This window comes from Clostridium sp. CTA-17, assembly GCF_054767895.1.
Window position 1 is genome coordinate 610,294 of the sequence record NZ_BAAABF010000001.1, and the last position, 18,219, is coordinate 628,512.

An 18,219-nucleotide genomic window follows, 5' to 3' on the forward strand; every position below is an offset into this window, starting at 1 on the left:
TTTTAAGAGGATTATTTAAAAATATAAAGTAGATAAAGAGTTTTCTTATAGGGCAAACAAAGAAATTTGTTTGTACTTAGGAAGGCTCTTTATTTTCTTACTAATAAAGATTATTATCATACAGAAAATAGATACTATTAAGAATTTTAGACTTTATTTTATTATAAAAATAAAGTTATATTGTGAGTTTAAATACATATTTTTTTATAGAAATGATTTTTTATAAATAAGTAAAAAATTCCATATTTATTCAATAGAAAATGTTTACATGGATGGTATAGAGTAGTATAATAAAAGTGTAAAGAGAAAATGAATTGCTACAAAATAAGGTTTAAATAATTTTAGCATATAAGCCTAAAATGGATTGTTTTAAAATTTGTAAACGTTTATCGAGTCCTGAATTTTTAATTTTGCTTTTTAATTAACAGTGATCTAATTCTCTTTTCATAAGTATAGCTTTTAATGAAAATTTATGTGTTTTAGGACTTTACATACTAACATGATTCATTTTATAAGGAATTTATTATTATTAAAAGGGGTGTTGTAATATGTTACACAAAGGCAATGAAAAAATAAAAATAACTTTTAATGAACATTTTTTAAGTAGAGTCGATTTTATGAGAGCTGTTGTTAGATACTTGATGAAAAATGATAGGGACTGTAAAGTAATAGATTTTTATCATTTAATAGTTGATGATAAAAAATATTATCTAAGAGATCAAAATTTAACACCTGAAGGTGCAAAATGTATTCAAAATGCAATTTTAATTCCAGTAGATGAGTAAAATTTTATATTTGTATATAAATTAAGTTAACTTCATATTAAGTTAGTGATATATAAGTAAATAGAGGAGTTTAAAAAAGAATATTTTTTGAGTTTATATATAATATTTTAAATTGAAAGAACCAAGAGACTATTGGAAGGAGATCTCTTGGTTCTTATAATAATTATAACTAAAATAATTATAATTAGAAGGCATATTTAATTTATTGAAAACCTAGCAATAATCCAACTTGATATACAAGTGTTGATAAAACTAAGGCAATTACAAATGTATATACAGCAGAGAATATAGTCCATTTCATAGAATTAGTTTCTCTTTTTATTGCCCCTAAGGCTGCTAAACAAGGAGTATATAAAAGAGTCATAACTAAGAATGAAACTGCTGAAAGTGGAGTAAATACCTGTTGAATTACATTTATTAAGGCTTCCCCTTCTTCGACTCCAGCATAAACCATACCCATTGTTGCAACTACTGACTCTTTAGCTAATATACCAGTTATTAATGATACACCAGCTTGCCATGTTCCATATCCAGCTAGTACAAATAATGGAGCAACAAAGCTACCAATCATACCTAAAATAGAGTGTTCACTATTTGGTTCAACTCCTAGTGGTAATACAGATAAAGCCCAAAGAACTATCATCATTGGGAATATAATCATTCCAGCTTTCTTGAAGAAAGCACCTGCTTTTTCCCACATTAATAAGAATACATTCTTTATAGATGGCATTCTATAAGCAGGAAGCTCCATTACAAAATATGAAGATTCACCTTTAAATAAAGTTTTGCTAAATATTTTTCCACTTATTAAGGCAACTATAATACCTAGCACATATAAACTAAATAAGACTAAACCTTGATGAGTAGGGAAGAATGCTTCAACAAATACAGCATATATAGGCATTCTAGCACCACAGGATATAAATGGATTAATAAGTATAGCTATCATTCTATCCTTTTTGTTTTCTAAGGTTCTAGTAGACATTATTCCAGGAACATTACATCCAACGGAAACTATCATAGAGACGAAGGTTTTTCCATGTAATCCTAAACCTCTCATAAGTCTATCCATAACGTAAGCAGCTCTTGCCATGTATCCACTGTCTTCTAAAAGTCCTAATAAGAAGTACATAACCATAATTAATGGTAAGAAAGAAAGAACAGCACCTACACCACCAAATAGTCCATCATTTATAAATCCTACTAGTAATTCAGGAGCACCCATATTAGAAAACCATTCAGATACAATTACACCTGCTTTAGCTATAAGATCTCCAAACCATTCTTGAATTCCAGCACCAATAATAAAGGTTAATTCATATAAACAATACATAATAAGTGCGAAAATAGGGATTCCTAAATATTTGTTTGTAACTATTTTATCTATTTTTTCAGTAGTTGTTACTTGCTTTTCACTAGGTTTCTTTATTACATCTTCAGTAATTGATGATATAAAAGAATATCTTTTATCAACAATAGACATATCAGCTTCAAAGCCTATATTTTTTTCTATGGTCTTATTACTTTCTTCAAGCTTAGTAAATATACTTGGAGAATTTAATTGTTTTACTTTATCTTTTATATATTCATCATTTTCTAAAAGTTTTAAAGCTGTCCAATTAACAGGAAACTCCAATTTATTTTTATATGTTTCTAGCAAAGAAGAAAGGTTTTTTATTTCATTTTCAATATCTTCACCATAATTTATATTAATAAGTTTTTCATTCTTTTTTGAATGTATAGAAGTTTCTATTAATTCTTCTATTCCTCTATTTTTTAAAGCTGATGTTTTTATAATAGGAACACCTAATCTTTTAGAAAGTTTATTTGTATCAATTTCTATATTTAAAGCCTCAGCTTGGTCAATCATATTAAGAGCAATAACTACATTTGCTCCCATTTCTATAAGCTGAGTAGTAAGATAAAGATTTCTTTCTAAATTAGTTGCATCCACAACGTTTATAACCACATCAGGTTTGTCCTTTAATATGTAATTTCTAGCAACAATCTCATCTTCTGAGTATGCTCCTAAGCTATAAGTTCCTGGTAAATCAATTACCTTGTAGCTTTCACCTTTAAACTTTAAAGTACCTTCTTTTTTTTCCACTGTAACACCGGGCCAGTTTCCTATATGTTGTCTTGACTTAGTAAGCAAGTTAAAAAGGCTTGTCTTACCACAGTTAGGATTACCAGCTAACGCAATAGTTAACATTAATTTTCCCCCTTAATAAAGTTTTAAATTTAGTAAAATACCCAATACCAACTCTAAAAGATTTTTATTTAGTCTTTTAGATAAACCATTTATATATTAATTAAAAAATAAATTTTTATATTAAAGTATGTTTCTTATTAATACATAAAATATCTCAATACACCACTTAAAATACAATAATATTCATTATCAATTAAAAATAAAATATATAGCTTAGATTTCTTTAACAAAGATTTTATTTGCTAAAGTTTTATCTAAAGCAAGACGTGATCCACTTATACTAATTATTAGTCCTGTAGTATCATTTTTAATTACATCTATAATATTTCCTTTTGAAATTCCTATTTCCATAAGTCTTTTTCCTAGGGAATCATCAATAAGCATTCTTTCTATCTGAATAGAACTGCCTTCTTTAGTCAAAGACATAGGTATCATAAAAAGTTCCTCCTTTTAAGATATTAAGTACTAAACTAAAATGCTTTTAGCCTCGTTTTTTCTTAGAGTTAACTTATATCCTCTTACAATAACTTCAATAGGATCACCAAGAGGAGCCTTACCTGTGATTTCTAAAGTAACTCCAGGGGTAATTCCCATATCTAATAATCTTCTTTTTACAATACTGTCTTTTTGAATTCCTTTAACAATAAGTTTTTCACCTACTTGTTTTTTTTCTAAAGTATCCATTTTGCATATCCCTCCTAATTATAAAAACCTTAATTTTATCTAATTAAAATTATTTTTGTAAAACCAGTAAACCTTTCTCAGTTATTTCCCAGCCTGAAATAGAATTTAAACTTTTAGAACTCCCACAACCACATCCACATGATGAGCATTGGTCTTGAGAGCAGCCAGATAAAGAGATTTTCTTTATATATCCCTTTTGTTCTAGTTGTTCTTTGTAAATCTCAACCATTGTTTCACTTATATTAAGCTCTTTAGCAATAGTAGAGGATGAGAATTCATTTGAATTTTTCATTATTTTTAAGATAGCTTTTAACATTATATCACCTCTTTACATATCTAAGAAACGAATGATAATTAATCTCAATTGCTATTATAAGGAATTTGATAATTATTTTCAATTGAGTTTAGCCGTAGAATATATCTATTAGATTAAAATAACTCCTTTAGAAATAGATTTTCTAGTAAATACTGGTATTAATTTCGATTTCTATTCTAAAGAAATAAAATAAGTAGAGGATTAAGTTCTTAGATAACAAATAAAGGGGAAACTTGGTAATTTGTTAGCTTGAAATTTTTAAATAGATTTTATTTGAAATGAAAATAAAAAAAGTGAGAAATATATTCTCACATAATTAGTAAAATAAATTAATTTAAAAATAAGTTTTAAAATGAGGTTACTAAAATATCAATATAAGTTTATACATAATTTTTATTAAAGTGAATTTGCTATTTAAGTAAATTTGTATGGAATTTAAATAAAGGAGATGTGGATAGTAAAAAAGTTTTTAGGTAAAACCATACTGTACAAAAGTAAGGAGGTGTTTATGTATAAACCTATATGATTATTTATATGTAATTTCTAGGTTTTGGTGAATAACTTTAAATATACTAGTATATTTAAAATTTTGAATTAAGTTTAACATTATTTCGCATAATAAGAAATAATATTTATAATTTATAGATTTAATTATATTAAGCAATAATCTTTATAGAAGGATTTAATTTTAAATCTAACAATTTGATTTTATGTTAATTATAATAAATAAAGTTTAAAGGAGGAATTAAGTTGGAAAATTCATTAATGTTTTGTTATCAATGTGAGCAAACAGTTGGAGGAAAGGGGTGTACTAAAAGAGGGGTGTGTGGTAAGACTCCAGAAATAGCAAATCTTCAGGATTTATTAATTTACCAATTGAAGGGAATATCATGTTATGCAAAAGAAATCCTTGATAAAGGAGGAAATATTGATCAAGAGGTGGTAAAGTTTGTAGAAAATGGGCTATTTACAACCTTAACCAATGTAAACTTTGATCCAGAAGTTCATATCAATCTTCTGAAAAAATCTCAAAAAATAAAAGAAAAACTTAGAAAGATTGCTCCAAAAGGAGAATATCCAGAGCATGCTATATATAATTTAAGTGATAGTAAAGATGAGATGTTAAAAGATGCTATTAAAGCTGGAATAATGTATGATTATAGCTTAGATCAAGATATAAGATCTTTAAGATCAACAATTTTATATGGATTGAAGGGAATAGCAGCATATGGACATCAAGCTAGGTTTATTAACTTTATAGATAAGGAAGTAGATAATTTTTATTTTAAAGCCTTAGAAGCTACTACTAATGATAAACTAAGTTCAGAAGATTTAATAGAATTAACTATGAAAACTGGAAATATAGCTATTGCAGTAATGAAGTTATTAGATGATGCTAATACAAGTAAATATAAGAATCCGACTCCTCATAAGGTAAATGTAACTTTAAAAAAAGGACCTTTTATAATAGTATCAGGACATGATTTAAGAGATTTAGAAATGCTTTTAGAGCAAAGTGAAGGAAAAGGAATAAATATATATACACATGGTGAGATGTTACCAGCTCATGGTTATGATGGATTAAAAAAATATAATCATTTAGCTGGGAATTTTGGATCTGCATGGCAAAACCAACAGAAGGAGTTTGATGACATTCCAGGATGCATTTTAATGACAACAAATTGTCTAATGCAACCTAGGGAAAGCTACAAGGATAGAATATATAGTACCAGTGTAGTTGGTTGGGAAGGAATAAAACATATAAAAGCCGATGAAGATGGATATAAAGATTTTTCAGAGATTATAAACAAGGCTCTTGAACTTGGTGGTTATGATGAGGATGAAGAATGTAAAGAAATTTTAGTTGGTTTTGGACACAAAGCGACTTTAAGTAATGCAGAAAAAATAGTCTCTGCAGTTAATGATGGAAATATAAAACATTTCTTTGTAATAGGAGGATGTGATGGAGCAAGACCTGGAAGAAATTATTATACAGACTTTGCAAAATTAGTACCTAAGGATTGTATAATTTTAACTTTGGCTTGTGGAAAATATAGATTTAATAAATTAGAGTTTGGAGAGGTTGCAGGGTTACCAAGATTATTAGACATAGGACAATGTAATGATTTGTATTCAGCAGTTAAAATAGCAACAAGCTTAGCTGATGCTTTTGATACCAATGTAAATTCATTGCCTCTTAGCATAATACTTTCATGGTATGAACAAAAAGCCGTGGCTGATTTATTGGCACTATTAGCTCTTGGGATAAGAGGAATATATTTAGGACCATCATTACCAGCTTTTTTATCACCAAATGTACTTCAATATTTAGTTGATAATTTTGACCTTAAGCCAATAAGTACTCCAGATGAAGATCTTAAAAGTTGTTTAAGACAAAATTTATAATAAAATATTAAGAAGTCATATCAAAAAGGAAGAAATGAGTTTTATTTAAATTATAACATTAAAAAATAAGAGAAAGAATTAACTTTCTCTTATTAAGAGTGATTTTAAAAAGCAAGACCTAAGTCTTGTAGGTTTATGCTTTTTATTTTGATTAAGATTTAGATTAGTTTAAAGGAGATTTTAGGGTAATATTATTATAGGAGTCTTTAGTTTATTATGTTTATACTTTGGTTAATTTCTTTTAAGCAATTCTTAGGTACTGGATAAATAAGATTACTTAAATATAAAGTTCTTTAGTTTCTTATTATTTAAAGAGTTTATTCTATCATAAACTTTATGTAATTATGTAAAATGGATTAAATCCATAATTGAGCTTGTAAAATAAATGTGTAGCTAATTAGCAAAAAAGAATTAGAGGAGAGCATTAACATAGCTACACATTTAATTAACTATATTTTTAGTTGTGTTATTTTACATGTCTATATAAAATCAACACTATTTTGAAAATTGTCTATTAATAAAAATATAAACTATTTAGGTTTAATCTTTATAATATATAACTTTTATATCTTCATTAAGGATTATAGACATAGTTTTAGATTCCTATACAATTTAGAGGAAATAATTTTAAAATTTATAAATTACTTATTATGAGTTTAGTTTTTTCATTAATAAGTGTCTTCCATCTTGACAAAAAATCATAGTGTCAGAAAAGCCATTGTTTTTCCAAAAAAGTTCATTTCTCTTATTAGTAGGAGTAAGCTCTATGGTTTTAGCACCTTCTTTTATCATTCTTTCTTGAAGTTTACTATATGCAATCTTGCCTAAGCCTTTATTTCTAAATTCTTTATTTATACAATATTCTAATATTATAGATTTCCCCTTTTCATCAATATATATAATGTAAGTTGCAAAACCTAATATTTTATCTTTTTCTTTAAAAAATATTATTTTTAGTGGATTAAAATCTCTTTCAGAAAGTTCTAAAACAGAATTTTTATATTCTTCAGATAGAAAGTATTCAGAGGTTTCTTTAGAGAGTGGACTTATTTCAAAAATATAGTTTATATAATCATAGAACATATTCCAAAATGAATTTAAATCTTTAAAGCTTTCAATTTCATAAATTTTAATACTCATAATTATATATGTTAAGTTTTATATTTAAATATAAACCCTAGCATTAATCCTCCTTTCATATTATAAAATCTAGATATATTAAGTAAAATAAGTTAAAAAAGTAGGGTTCTCTTAAATAGAAGGAGATTTTATAATGAGAACCCTTAATGAGTATGAGTTTTAAATTGTTATATATTTATATATATGATTTTCTATAATTAGATATTAGTGAATAAATTAACTTTAATAAATTTTAATTGGTGTGATTTACCAGGATAAAAAATGGAGGTTTTATGGTATAATAAGGTAATAGGGGAAAGTTATTTCATAAACCTTGTATTTCTATATAAGGTTTATATTTATATGCCTAAAATTTCATTAAAAAGTCATCCATGAGCAGTATAGAATAACTTGTTATTGGAGTTATATTTAAACTTTATTTATAATTTAAAAATAAATGGGGAGGTGAATGTCACTAATATTATAAGTAAGTATTTAGAATACTTTATATTTAATGTATTTTAAGACATGCTAGGATAAGTTGTAGTTAAATTTAATTAAATTACAGTATTATTTAAAGATTTTATTACATTAGTGACTAAATTTTTGAAGTTAATTTGGAAAGGGAAGTTTAACGGCGTAGAAGATCTTCCAATAGGCGAATTGCCTAAAAACGCTGTAAGGTTTGAAGAGCCAGAATCAGCTGAGGAATTAGCTAAAGAAACTAGAAGATTTTTAATACCAGTTGTAATATTTTTGCTTATAGTTATTTTTCTTAGGATAAAAATAAATGGATTTTTTGGAGTAAGCGATGTAATAAATATTTTTGGAATTATTTTAATACCATTTAGTATATTGCCACATGAATATTTACATGCTATATTTTTCCCTAAAGATGCAGAGGTTGAAATGTGGTATTCAATTAAGCAAAGATTAGCTTTAGTTACATCTACTACAGCCATAACAAAGAAAAGATTCATATTTTTAAGTCTTTTCCCAAACATAGTATTTGGGTTTTTACCCCTTATAATATGGATTTTTATACCTAGTTATATGAGTTTTATCTCAGGAATTTTATTTACATTTGGTTTTATAAGTTTAATTATGGGCGTTGGAGATTTTATGAATATTTATAATACCATAAAACAAGTTCCTAAAGGTGCTATGACTCAAATTTCTGGATTTAATTCTTATTGGTTTTTTAAGGAGAAATAAATTAAAGATATATGAAATAAATTTAGGCATATATAATTAAGAAAAATTTTAAGATAAAAAAGCAAGTAATTTTACTTGCTTTTTTATTAGTTTTAGAGAAAAAATAATAGAAAAAATGATATAATAAGTTAAAGTTTTATTTTACTTAATGGATAAAAATTAGAATTAGGAGGAATTCAAGATGAATTTTTTTAATAAAAATGAAGAAGAAAAGAGTGCTGTAGAAGTTGCTGTAAATGAAGAAGGTAATGTAGAAAATGTTACTTTTGATAAAAATGATGCTGTAGCATATGGTGTTGATTTAGAAGCAGAGTTAGAAGAGTCTAAAAAAGATGAAGAAAATAATGAAGTAGACGATCAAGGAGAACTTTTAAATCCAATACCTACACCAATTAAGCAAGGCGAAAATATGTTAGACTATGTTGTTACTCTTTCAGATGAACAAAAAATTAAGTTAAATGAGCTTATACAAGCCAATGATTTTTCAGGAGTAAGTAGATTACTTTCAGAGCATAAAAGAATAATTTCAACTCCTAAAGAGTTATTTAACATAGTTTTAAACTTTAATGATAGCAAAATAATTCCTTTTAAATCTGCTATGGTACTAGGATTAGATGAAATAGATGCATTTAATGTTTTAGCAAGACAATATCCTATATTAAAAGAACTTGAAAGAAATAAAATATCCATAAAAAGAATTAATAGGGTTCAACAATCACAAATTATTCTTGTAGATGGAGAAATGAAATTATCTTAAGTTAATATTAGAAGATTAAATAATCTTTTATTAAGATATTAGATTATTTTTAATAGACAAGCTTTAAAGGTTTAAAAAAGAGATTTTATGATTAGAGTTAAATCATAAAATCTCTTTTAACTTATATTATTTAATATAAGATTTTAATATTTAGTTTCTAAATATGTTTTTTATTTTGGCATGAAAGGATAATCTTAAAGATTACTCCTAGTATAAAAAAGCCTACAAATATACTTAAAATACTTAATGCATATATATGAGTTGATAACAATAAGTCAAAAAATAGACCCATGAACAAACCAAATATAACATAAGCTAAAATAAAAATTTTATTTTGTTTATAAGTAGAATTTCTCATAAAACAACACCCCTTTAATCCCCTTTTATACTTTCATTATACAACAAAATATAGAGTAATAGGTTATATATGGAAGTAGTTTGTTAAATATATAAGTATTTAGATATTAGCTACTTTTATTTATAAGAAAGTTATTTAAATATGTTTGGTTTTGATAATTATGTAAAATTTATGGCGTTTTTTTAAGAGGTATAATAGGCTATTAAATAATACTTTTTAAAAATAAGAGTATAATTTTATTAATAAAATTATGTAAGTTAATTTTTGTAATATTATACATGAATTTATACTAAATATTAGTTGTATTACAGTAGTTAATTTGCACTTATTTATAATTATTTTTTTGAAAAAGAAAGGATGATTATTATGATTAACGAAAGGGTAGATTTATTAATTAATAATGGAGAGATTTTAGATGATATTGAAGGCACTTCTGAGAGAAATATTGATAGAAAATATAGTGCCTTAAACCTAACATTAAGAAATGAAATTGCTAACGTAGATAGAATAGAAAAAGCAATAAAAATTATAAAAGAAAATACTTCAGCCTTTTCAGAATATAGAAGAAGAAATTTATTGAACTTAGCTGTGAATATATCCTTAGAAGAGGATATGGATAAAGCTTTAAGTGAAATAGAAAATATTTATATTAATCTTAAAAGTGAATTTTCACAAAGTAGATATTTAATGTTAGCAGCAGAAGAAATATTCTTTTCAAGAAACTTCATTAATGTTGAAGAGGTGATAATGAATACAAAAACTGCGTACAAGTATATGAAGAAAAATCATAGATTTGAGACTAAGAGAGAAGATCTTTGTTCAGCAGCAATGATTGCAATGACTTCAGAAAATCTTAAAGAAACCTTTGATGAAATTAATGAATGTTATGATCTTTTAACAGAGTGTGGCTTTTCAAAAAATAATGATTTAGAATTATTAAGCAATCTGTTATCAATAATAAATATGCCTGTTGATAGAAAATGTGCACAAGTAAGAGATTTAGCAACAAATTTAAAAGAAAATAAGGTTGAGTTTAAGAAATCTACTCTTCCAATATTAGGAGTAGCAGCCTTTGTAACTGATGATTATAATAAGTTAAGTAAAAATGTTTTAGATGTTTCAGAGACTTTAAAGGAAAATGAAGGATTTAGATCAGTTACTGTGGATGAAAAAGCTAGAAATATTATGGCTTTAATTTTAGTAGTTAAGGAATATTTAGATAATTTAAATGATGATTCTAAGTTTAAGATTATAAAGAAATCTTCAGATAGATCCTTAGAGGCTATATTTGCAATTGCTTCATCTGGTAGTGCTACTATTGAAGAAGTTGATATAACCGTTAAAGAATAATTAGCTTAAAATTTATTATATAATTAATTTATAAAGTAAAAAGTATTTTTAACAAAAATGGGATGGAAATTTGTATTTGAGATGAAGGGCGATATTAAAATATGAAGTTATTTTGATACACGCTCCTTTTCTTTTTAAATAAACTTTAGAACAAAAACTATAAAATATTTAACAATAAATGGTATAATTAATTAGTGGAATAACTTGAGTTTTAATTTAGTTAGGAAGGGGAAAATATATGTATAGATATGAATATGTAGAAGCACAAGCTGAAGGTTTCTTTAATAGTGCTAATCATAGAGAAATTATTGATGAATATGCTGAGAGAGGATTTAGATTTATCACTGCAATACCTACTAGTTTTAGTAGCTATGGAAGTATAAAAACTTTTGATTTAGTTTTTGAAATAGAAATAGAATAATTATATTATTAAAATTATTGATAGCATAAGTAAGATAAAGGAATCTATAATAAACACTTTAATATAGATTCCTTTATTTGTATAACTACATCCAAGTTATTTTAGCTTCTTTTCTTGGTACAGTTCTTTTATATTTAACTTTAGGATAACCAATAACCATACAGTTTACTAAAGATTCATTCTCTTTTAAGCCTAAGAATTCATTTATTTTAGGGTTTACTTCAGATGCTCTTTGTAAGAATCCGCTAAAATATGTTCCAAGTCCTAAAGCATTAGTCATAAGCTCCATATTAGATGCTGCAAGAGAAGCATTTACAGTAGATTCTGATTTAATAATTATAAGTGCAGGAGCTTTAAAGAATAGTTTATCTTCACCATTTGGATCTTTTAAGAAATCATTATACATTTTAATCCACATATAACAATATCTCTTTATATTTTCAGGAGTAGTTTCTTTATTTAATAAGTTTTCTCCTAGAGATTTTAATGTTTCTAGGACTATTTTTCTAAGTTCTTGAATTTTATCTTTTACAACAACATAAGAAACATTTTGAAGATTACTACCTGTTTGAGTAAATCTTCCTGCTTCTATTATTTTTTCAAGTTTTTCATCTTCAACATCTCTGTTTTGGAAAAGTCTTGTACTTCTTCTGAACTTAATAAAATTTAAAAGTCTATCTGAATCAATATCAAAACTATCTTTGTTATATTCTTGAATTTTACTCATATCGTAATCTGAATCTGAAACAGCCTCCTTAGGACAAATAGCAATACAGTGCCCACATTCCATACAGCTTTCATTTTTTATATGAGCCTTACCATCTAACATTTCTATGTCACTAACTATACAATCTTGCATACAAAGGGTACAGCCTATACATTTACTAGTATCCACATTCATCATAATAAATCAACCTACCTATCTAATAATTATATATCCAAATAAAATTATAGTAATTATGAAATTTTAAGACAAGTACGCAATATTTATTTAGTTACTTACAAAAAGTTAAGTATTGAAGTTAATTTTATTGATTTTAATATTATATAATTTATAATGATTTAAAGTAAATAAGACTTTAAAAAAGTGGAAGGTATTTGTATAAATGCTTTATTTAAGAAGAAGTAAAATAGACTATTAAGAAATAGTATTATGTGATATCATTAAGCAGTAAAATAAATTTTAGGACCGGTGTTATATGAAAAAACATAATAAAAGGAAGATTAATGAAAAGCATATAGAACACGCTTTAAAGGTTTTAAGTGGTAAATGGAGATTGAAAGTCTTATGGGAAGTTTCTAGTTATGAAAGTATAAGGTTTAATCAACTACAGAAGAACGTTGAGGGAATATCTAGTCTTATGCTAACAAGAGTTTTAAAGGATCTTATAGATAACAAGCTTATTATAAGAACTCAATTTAATGAGGTACCTCCCCATGTTGAATATTCTTTAACTGACTTAGGGAAAAGTCTATGTCCTATAATAAGGCTTTTAGAGGATTTCGGCAAAAAGACATTAGAATAAAAAATATAAAAAATCAAAATTTACTTAAAATACAGTTTTAAATTAAAGTTTAAAAGAGGAGTTTTAATATCCAAATTAGGTAGGAATATTAAAACTTCTTATTTTTTTATTTAATTTTAACTCCTTAAAATTTACTTATGAAATATAATTTGAATAAGAGATAAAATATGAACAAATTGTAACTAGATGTGGTACAATTTTTATAGAAGTATATTTAAAATAAGCAAATAAGAGTTTGAAAGAAGGAGAAAGCCTTGGAAGTAAATAGTATAAGAAAAACTTTAAAAAAGGCATTACCACCAACTATTTTATCAATGGTTTTACTTGTAGTAAATTTAAAGTTTTTTGGATTAAGTAATATAATTATTGCAACTTATATGACTTTGACATTTATAAGGATGAGGACATATCTAATAATTGAAAATAATATTTTTAAGCCCTTGTTTATACAATTAGCCATAGGGGTATTAGCATCTGTTGCAAGTATGGGAGGACTTTTAGAGGTATTAATAAACTTTTTTGGAATAATAATATTGGTTTATTTACTTACAGATGAGTATAATCCAGATAGTTATTTCCCTTACTTAATGGCCTTCGTTCTTCTTCAAATGTTTCCAGTAAAATTTGATCAAATTTCTAATAGGCTTTTAGGAATTTTTGTATCATACATAATAGTTTATTTAGCTTTAATGATTGTATCACCTAAGGGAGAGGATAATAAAATTCAAGAACTAATAAAAAGTGGATTTGAAAATATTCATTCTCAATTTAAAAATCTTTATTATGATGATATAGATAAAGTTAAAAGCGAACAGATAGAGCTTTTTGATATTTGTAGGGAGCTTAACAGATTTGTGTACTTAGGGGGAAGAAGAAAGTATTATCAAATTATGATTGCCTTTCAACATATAAATAATCTTATACATGACCTAAAAAGTTCAAAGGAAATTATTGAGGAAAATAAAAAGGAATTTAAAAGATTTTATAAGTTATTTAAATATCTTGAAAATAATTTTAATGATTATAAGTTATGTGCTGAAAGGTTAGAGGAATTTGAAAAAGAATTTAGATTTCACAATAAAAATCTCACTTTTTACACAAGTTTAGTTTTAAGATATTTATCAGAATCTATAGAACATTTGAATTATCATAGATTTAACTTAAGAAAGTTTTTAAACTTTAAAAATAATAAGGATTATTTCCAAGTTTATAGTAAATATAACCTTAAACTTAATGAATTTAAATTTAGATTTGCCATAAGAATGTCATTTATAGTAACTTTAGCTTTTTTCGTAATTAGAAGATTTTCATTACCAAAGGGATATTGGTTACCAATGACAGTCTTTATTTTAGCGCTTCCTTTTTATGAGGATAGTAAAGCAAGGGTTTATGCTAGATTTAGAGGAACTATTTTAGGGGTTATAGTAGCATTCTTACTATTTTCTGTTTTTAAAGGACAAGAGATGCATTTTGTTATAATTTTAGTTACAACATTTTTTATGTATGCTTTTAAAGATTATGCAACAATGAGTATATACGTAACTTGCTATGCTTTGGCTATAACTACCATATCTATGAGTGATGGGGAAGCGGTTATATTAAGATTATTATATACAGGAATTGCTGCTATAGTAGTATTATTTGCTAATAAATTTATTTTGCCTAATAAAAATCATGTTGAACTTATAAATATGGTGAAAAAGTTAATTGAGTTAGATAAGGTTATGATTACTAAAGTAAGAGAAGCACTAGAAAAAGATTTTGATGAAATGGAATTAAGAAGAATTATTTATTCTTCATATTTAATTAGTGGGAGAATACAAATGCATACAAATCCTAGTGATGAAAAAGAAAATAAAGATATTAAAAAGTTTATGCTTTCAAATAGTGAATTTACAACTTCAATTATAAACTATGCTGTTGTTTTGAGTAATTCAAATAAAGGAGCCTTAGATTATGAGTATATAAGTGAAGGCATAAACTTGATTGAAGAAAAATTAATGAGTTTTAAAGAAGAGTTTTTTTATAAATCTCAGTGTATAGGAAGTTATTGTAAAAACATTCAATTAATAGAGCATGAAGATAATTATAAGAATTATTGTTTAATTAAGTGTGTAGATAGAGTTTATAATCTTGAAAAGAATTTAAATGTATTAAAGAGAACAATAATAAATTAAAATAATCAATAAAAAAGACTAATTTTAATATTCAACTTAAAAAATCCTTTATTTTAAAAATAAAATTAACTTTTTGGTTAATTTAACATATTTAATCATTTATATGCATATATAAATAGTAGTTGCTTAAATTTTATCTTTAGGTAAGACTGAAGGAGGAGTAGAGATGGATTTAAATTTAAGATGTAATTGTAAGGAAGGTAATGATGAGTTAAATAATAAAAAGCAAGTTCAAGGAAAAAATCAAAGTGCAGACGCTTTTTGTTTTAATTGTGAAAAAGGCTTTAGTGTAAATGATGGAGGATACTTCATAGTAGATGAACCATATTGTTCTTTAGAGTGTGTTATAGAGTCAATAATAAAAGAAATAAATAGTGATTTAATGATTAAAAAGATGAATAGAGAGAATATTGATTTAAAATATTTATATAATAGTTCAGCTAAGAAAAATTTGCTTCACTTGAAAAATCATTATAATTTAGACTCTACTCAAAAGGAAAGAATAATAGAATTTACTAAAGAAAAGAGAGCAGTATATTTAGTGGACCTTTTAGAAAAGGTTTTATATGATGATTAAAATTTAAATAATATATTGGTTTTAAGTAATATTTTAAATTAGAGATAAGATAATATAAGTATATAAAATATATGAATAAAAAAGTGCGTAACTATCAGTTATGCATTTTTTTTATTAATTTTAAATTTTAAGGTGAAAATTAAACTAAAAGGATATTTAATTAATTTAAAATCGTTAAGCTTGTGTAAAGGAAGTGGTGGTATAATAATTGGAATGCTAAAATATTTAATGTATTTACATAAAAATTAAATTTGAAAAATGTAAAATAAGGAGAATATTATGATAAAAGTATTACTTGTTGAAGATAATATAGAGATTAGTGAAAATATAGTTGAGTATTTTAAAAATGATGTGGAGATAGAATGCGTTTATGATGGATTAGATGCCATAGAATATTTAAATACATATTATTTTGATATAGTCATATTAGATTTGATGCTGCCAGGAGCTGGAGGCATGGAGGTATTAAATTTTATTTCAAAGAAGAGGCTAAATACAGGAGTTATAGTATTAACTGCCAAAGAAGAGCTTGGCGATAAGCTTAGAGCCTTTAATTTAGGAGCTAATGACTATTTAACCAAACCTTTTTTTATGGAAGAATTAAAAGCAAGAGTAAATGTTATACTTAAAAGCTTAGGAAAGATAAAAGATTCAAACATACTCCAGTTTAAGAGTATGGAAATAAACATGAAGACAAAGAAGGTTTTTATAAATTATAAAGAATTAGAATTAAATGAGAAATTATTTAATCTATTAGAATATTTAGTAATAAATAAGGGAGTTGTACTTTTTAAAGAGCAACTTTTTGATAATATATGTGGATATAATAGTGATGCATCTACAGAAATTATAGAAGTTTATATGAGTAGACTTAGAAAACAATTAAGTCCCTTTGGATATGATAAATATATAGTTACTAAAAGAGGAATGGGATATTTAATAGATGAGAGTATAGAGGATTAGAAAATGAAAAGAAAAGATATATTTTTTAAAACAAAGAGAAGTGTAACTTTAATTAGTGCAGGAATAGTTTTTTTCTGCCTTTTAATATTTGCAATTATAACCACAACCTTATATACATCTAGGGTATTTGTAAATGTTGATAATAGCTTAATCCAAGAGAAAGAAAAGGTTCAAAAAGTATTAATTCCTAATCCAAAGGATAGACAATTCTTTGAAAGTGGGAAAAATATTTTACCTCCTACTCCACCTAATATTATAGCTATTTTATATAGAGGAGATAGGCTTGTATCAATGAATCCTAATCCCTATTTTGATGAAGATAATTTGCCAGGTTTAGGAGAAGAATCTAAGAGTAAGGTAGAACAAATAACCTTTAAAGGATATAAGTTTAGGGGAGTTACCATATCAAGTAGAGATATAAGAGTACAATTACTTATGAATATTGATTCTGAAGTTCAATCAATAAACCAATTAATAAAAACCATAATAATGGCTTTAGTAATATTAATAGGAATTGCATTAGTTTTATCATACATTCTTTCTTCAAAGGTAATAAAGCCTATAAAGAAAGCTTATGACAAACAAGTATTTTTCGTTCAAGATGCATCCCATGAGATGAAAACACCTTTAGCTGTTATAAAAGGCAAATTAGAGCTTTTAGCAAATTCTTGGGACGATAAAATAGAAGATCATTTTGAACATATTTCTAAAATGATGAGTGAAGTTAGAGATCTTGAAAAGCTAAATAGTGACTTATTATTATTATCAAAGGAAGATATAGATAATAGCGTAAATATAGTATCCTTTGAGCTAGAGGAGTTCATAGAAGATTTAAGTGAGTTTTATGTTGATTTAGCAGAAGTACAGGAAAAGAATTTTATTGTAAATAGACCTCTTACTCCTGTAATAGTAAAGTGGGATTATAGTAAGGTAAAAAGAATGCTTATAATACTTCTTGAAAATGCATTTAAATATACAGAAGAGGGTGGTAAGATAAGCCTATCTTTTGAGGAAGTAAATAAAAATATAAAGATAATAGTTTGTGATAATGGTATAGGAATTAAAGAAGAGGATATAGGACGTATTTTTGATAGGTTCTTTAGAAGCGCAGATGTTAGAGGAAAGAATATTAAGGGTAGTGGAATTGGATTAAGTTTATTAAAATCTATTGGCAAGACCTTAGGAACAGATATAAAGTTATATTCAAAATATGGTATAGGAACAAGATTTGAAATTACAATACCTAAAATATTAAATTAATACTTAACAAAATAATTAGGAAAATTAAATTTTAAAATAGTAGTTTTATTAAAACTAAGAAAATAAAAACTTATAAATATTATGAAGAAGATA

The 18,219-nt window shown here is 25.4% G+C and carries 17 protein-coding genes; 11 read left to right on the forward strand and 6 right to left on the reverse strand.

From position 1 onward, the window contains the following. Window positions 1-548 precede the first annotated feature (548 nt). On the forward strand, window positions 549-785 hold the full coding sequence (locus ACYUCG_RS02605; RefSeq protein WP_003451889.1) for a hypothetical protein: 237 nt from the start codon (window positions 549-551) through the stop codon (window positions 783-785). Between the two features lie 202 nt (window positions 786-987). Here ACYUCG_RS02605 and feoB read toward each other — a convergent pair whose 3' ends face one another. From feoB to ACYUCG_RS02625, 4 genes are all read right to left on the reverse strand, one after another. Beyond that, window positions 988-2,997 carry a ferrous iron transport protein B gene (gene feoB, locus ACYUCG_RS02610; RefSeq protein WP_460268024.1) on the reverse strand — a complete coding sequence of 670 codons (2,010 nt, stop codon included), beginning with the start codon at window positions 2,995-2,997 and terminating at the stop codon, window positions 988-990. Window positions 2,998-3,210: 213 nt separating this feature from the next. Next, window positions 3,211-3,432, reverse strand: a complete 222-nt coding sequence (locus ACYUCG_RS02615) for a FeoA family protein (protein ID WP_460268025.1) — start codon at window positions 3,430-3,432, stop codon at window positions 3,211-3,213. A 30-nt stretch (window positions 3,433-3,462) separates the two neighbouring features. Next, window positions 3,463-3,681: a FeoA family protein gene (locus tag ACYUCG_RS02620; protein ID WP_003463636.1), complete on the reverse strand. Its 219-nt coding sequence runs from the start codon at window positions 3,679-3,681 to the stop codon at window positions 3,463-3,465. Between the two features lie 49 nt (window positions 3,682-3,730). Next, window positions 3,731-3,997 (reverse strand): FeoC-like transcriptional regulator, encoded by a 267-nt coding sequence (locus tag ACYUCG_RS02625; protein ID WP_003456159.1) that lies wholly within the window; start codon window positions 3,995-3,997, stop codon window positions 3,731-3,733. Window positions 3,998-4,747: 750 nt separating this feature from the next. Here ACYUCG_RS02625 and hcp point away from each other — a divergent pair. After that, complete coding sequence (gene hcp / locus ACYUCG_RS02630; RefSeq protein ID WP_283704275.1) at window positions 4,748-6,403, forward strand: hydroxylamine reductase; 1,656 nt, start codon at window positions 4,748-4,750, stop codon at window positions 6,401-6,403. Between the two features lie 648 nt (window positions 6,404-7,051). Here the strand turns inward: hcp and ACYUCG_RS02635 are convergent. Further along, on the reverse strand, window positions 7,052-7,543 hold the full coding sequence (locus ACYUCG_RS02635) for a GNAT family N-acetyltransferase (protein ID WP_139933171.1): 492 nt from the start codon (window positions 7,541-7,543) through the stop codon (window positions 7,052-7,054). Window positions 7,544-8,128: 585 nt separating this feature from the next. On the opposite strand from ACYUCG_RS02635, the gene ACYUCG_RS02640 reads away from it, so the two are divergent. The 4 genes from ACYUCG_RS02640 (at window position 8,129) to ACYUCG_RS02655 (ending at window position 11,623) form a co-directional block, all read left to right on the forward strand. Then, entirely contained in the window at window positions 8,129-8,737 is a 609-nt protein-coding gene (locus ACYUCG_RS02640) for a DUF3267 domain-containing protein (protein ID WP_139933172.1), read from the forward strand. A 181-nt stretch (window positions 8,738-8,918) separates the two neighbouring features. Beyond that, the gene (locus ACYUCG_RS02645; protein ID WP_460268026.1) at window positions 8,919-9,494 is read left to right on the forward strand and encodes a hypothetical protein; all 576 of its coding nucleotides are present in this window, start codon (window positions 8,919-8,921) and stop codon (window positions 9,492-9,494) included. A 724-nt stretch (window positions 9,495-10,218) separates the two neighbouring features. Then, the gene (locus tag ACYUCG_RS02650; RefSeq protein ID WP_283679734.1) at window positions 10,219-11,202 is read left to right on the forward strand and encodes a DUF4003 family protein; all 984 of its coding nucleotides are present in this window, start codon (window positions 10,219-10,221) and stop codon (window positions 11,200-11,202) included. 238 nt (window positions 11,203-11,440) lie between these two features. Next, a complete protein-coding gene (locus ACYUCG_RS02655) occupies window positions 11,441-11,623 on the forward strand; it encodes a DUF4177 domain-containing protein (RefSeq protein ID WP_003451887.1) in 183 nt (60 codons plus the stop codon). An 85-nt stretch (window positions 11,624-11,708) separates the two neighbouring features. On the opposite strand, the gene ACYUCG_RS02660 is transcribed toward ACYUCG_RS02655, so the two are convergent. Next, a complete protein-coding gene (locus tag ACYUCG_RS02660) occupies window positions 11,709-12,527 on the reverse strand; it encodes a nitroreductase family protein (protein WP_460268027.1) in 819 nt (272 codons plus the stop codon). 295 nt (window positions 12,528-12,822) lie between these two features. Here ACYUCG_RS02660 and ACYUCG_RS02665 point away from each other — a divergent pair, with 295 nt between their 5' ends. The 5 genes from ACYUCG_RS02665 to ACYUCG_RS02685 all read left to right on the forward strand — a co-directional run bounded on the left by ACYUCG_RS02665 (window position 12,823) and on the right by ACYUCG_RS02685 (window position 18,126). Continuing rightward, window positions 12,823-13,149 carry a winged helix-turn-helix transcriptional regulator gene (locus tag ACYUCG_RS02665; protein WP_460268029.1) on the forward strand — a complete coding sequence of 109 codons (327 nt, stop codon included), beginning with the start codon at window positions 12,823-12,825 and terminating at the stop codon, window positions 13,147-13,149. A gap of 254 nt (window positions 13,150-13,403) precedes the next feature. Further along, entirely contained in the window at window positions 13,404-15,326 is a 1,923-nt protein-coding gene (locus ACYUCG_RS02670; protein ID WP_460268030.1) for an FUSC family protein, read from the forward strand. A gap of 166 nt (window positions 15,327-15,492) precedes the next feature. Next, window positions 15,493-15,903: a hypothetical protein gene (locus tag ACYUCG_RS02675; protein WP_460268031.1), complete on the forward strand. Its 411-nt coding sequence runs from the start codon at window positions 15,493-15,495 to the stop codon at window positions 15,901-15,903. Window positions 15,904-16,182: 279 nt separating this feature from the next. Further along, window positions 16,183-16,866 (forward strand): response regulator transcription factor, encoded by a 684-nt coding sequence (locus ACYUCG_RS02680; protein WP_460268032.1) that lies wholly within the window; start codon window positions 16,183-16,185, stop codon window positions 16,864-16,866. A 3-nt stretch (window positions 16,867-16,869) separates the two neighbouring features. After that, a complete protein-coding gene (locus tag ACYUCG_RS02685; protein WP_460268033.1) occupies window positions 16,870-18,126 on the forward strand; it encodes a sensor histidine kinase in 1,257 nt (418 codons plus the stop codon). The last annotated feature ends 93 nt before the right edge of the window (window positions 18,127-18,219 follow it).

What these genes read in the sequence shown, in the direction of transcription:
- ACYUCG_RS02605 (WP_003451889.1), top strand. Translation starts at nt 549, where the DNA reads ATGTTACACAAAGGCAATGAAAAAATAAAAATAACTTTTAATGAACAT.
- feoB (WP_460268024.1), bottom strand. Translation starts at nt 2,997, where the DNA reads ATGTTAACTATTGCGTTAGCTGGTAATCCTAACTGTGGTAAGACAAGC.
- ACYUCG_RS02615 (WP_460268025.1), bottom strand. Translation starts at nt 3,432, where the DNA reads ATGATACCTATGTCTTTGACTAAAGAAGGCAGTTCTATTCAGATAGAA.
- ACYUCG_RS02620 (WP_003463636.1), bottom strand. Translation starts at nt 3,681, where the DNA reads ATGGATACTTTAGAAAAAAAACAAGTAGGTGAAAAACTTATTGTTAAA.
- ACYUCG_RS02625 (WP_003456159.1), bottom strand. Translation starts at nt 3,997, where the DNA reads ATGTTAAAAGCTATCTTAAAAATAATGAAAAATTCAAATGAATTCTCA.
- ACYUCG_RS02635 (WP_139933171.1), bottom strand. Translation starts at nt 7,543, where the DNA reads ATGAGTATTAAAATTTATGAAATTGAAAGCTTTAAAGATTTAAATTCA.
- ACYUCG_RS02645 (WP_460268026.1), top strand. Translation starts at nt 8,919, where the DNA reads ATGAATTTTTTTAATAAAAATGAAGAAGAAAAGAGTGCTGTAGAAGTT.
- ACYUCG_RS02650 (WP_283679734.1), top strand. Translation starts at nt 10,219, where the DNA reads ATGATTAACGAAAGGGTAGATTTATTAATTAATAATGGAGAGATTTTA.
- ACYUCG_RS02655 (WP_003451887.1), top strand. Translation starts at nt 11,441, where the DNA reads ATGTATAGATATGAATATGTAGAAGCACAAGCTGAAGGTTTCTTTAAT.
- ACYUCG_RS02660 (WP_460268027.1), bottom strand. Translation starts at nt 12,527, where the DNA reads ATGATGAATGTGGATACTAGTAAATGTATAGGCTGTACCCTTTGTATG.
- ACYUCG_RS02665 (WP_460268029.1), top strand. Translation starts at nt 12,823, where the DNA reads ATGAAAAAACATAATAAAAGGAAGATTAATGAAAAGCATATAGAACAC.
- ACYUCG_RS02675 (WP_460268031.1), top strand. Translation starts at nt 15,493, where the DNA reads ATGGATTTAAATTTAAGATGTAATTGTAAGGAAGGTAATGATGAGTTA.
- ACYUCG_RS02680 (WP_460268032.1), top strand. Translation starts at nt 16,183, where the DNA reads ATGATAAAAGTATTACTTGTTGAAGATAATATAGAGATTAGTGAAAAT.
- ACYUCG_RS02685 (WP_460268033.1), top strand. Translation starts at nt 16,870, where the DNA reads ATGAAAAGAAAAGATATATTTTTTAAAACAAAGAGAAGTGTAACTTTA.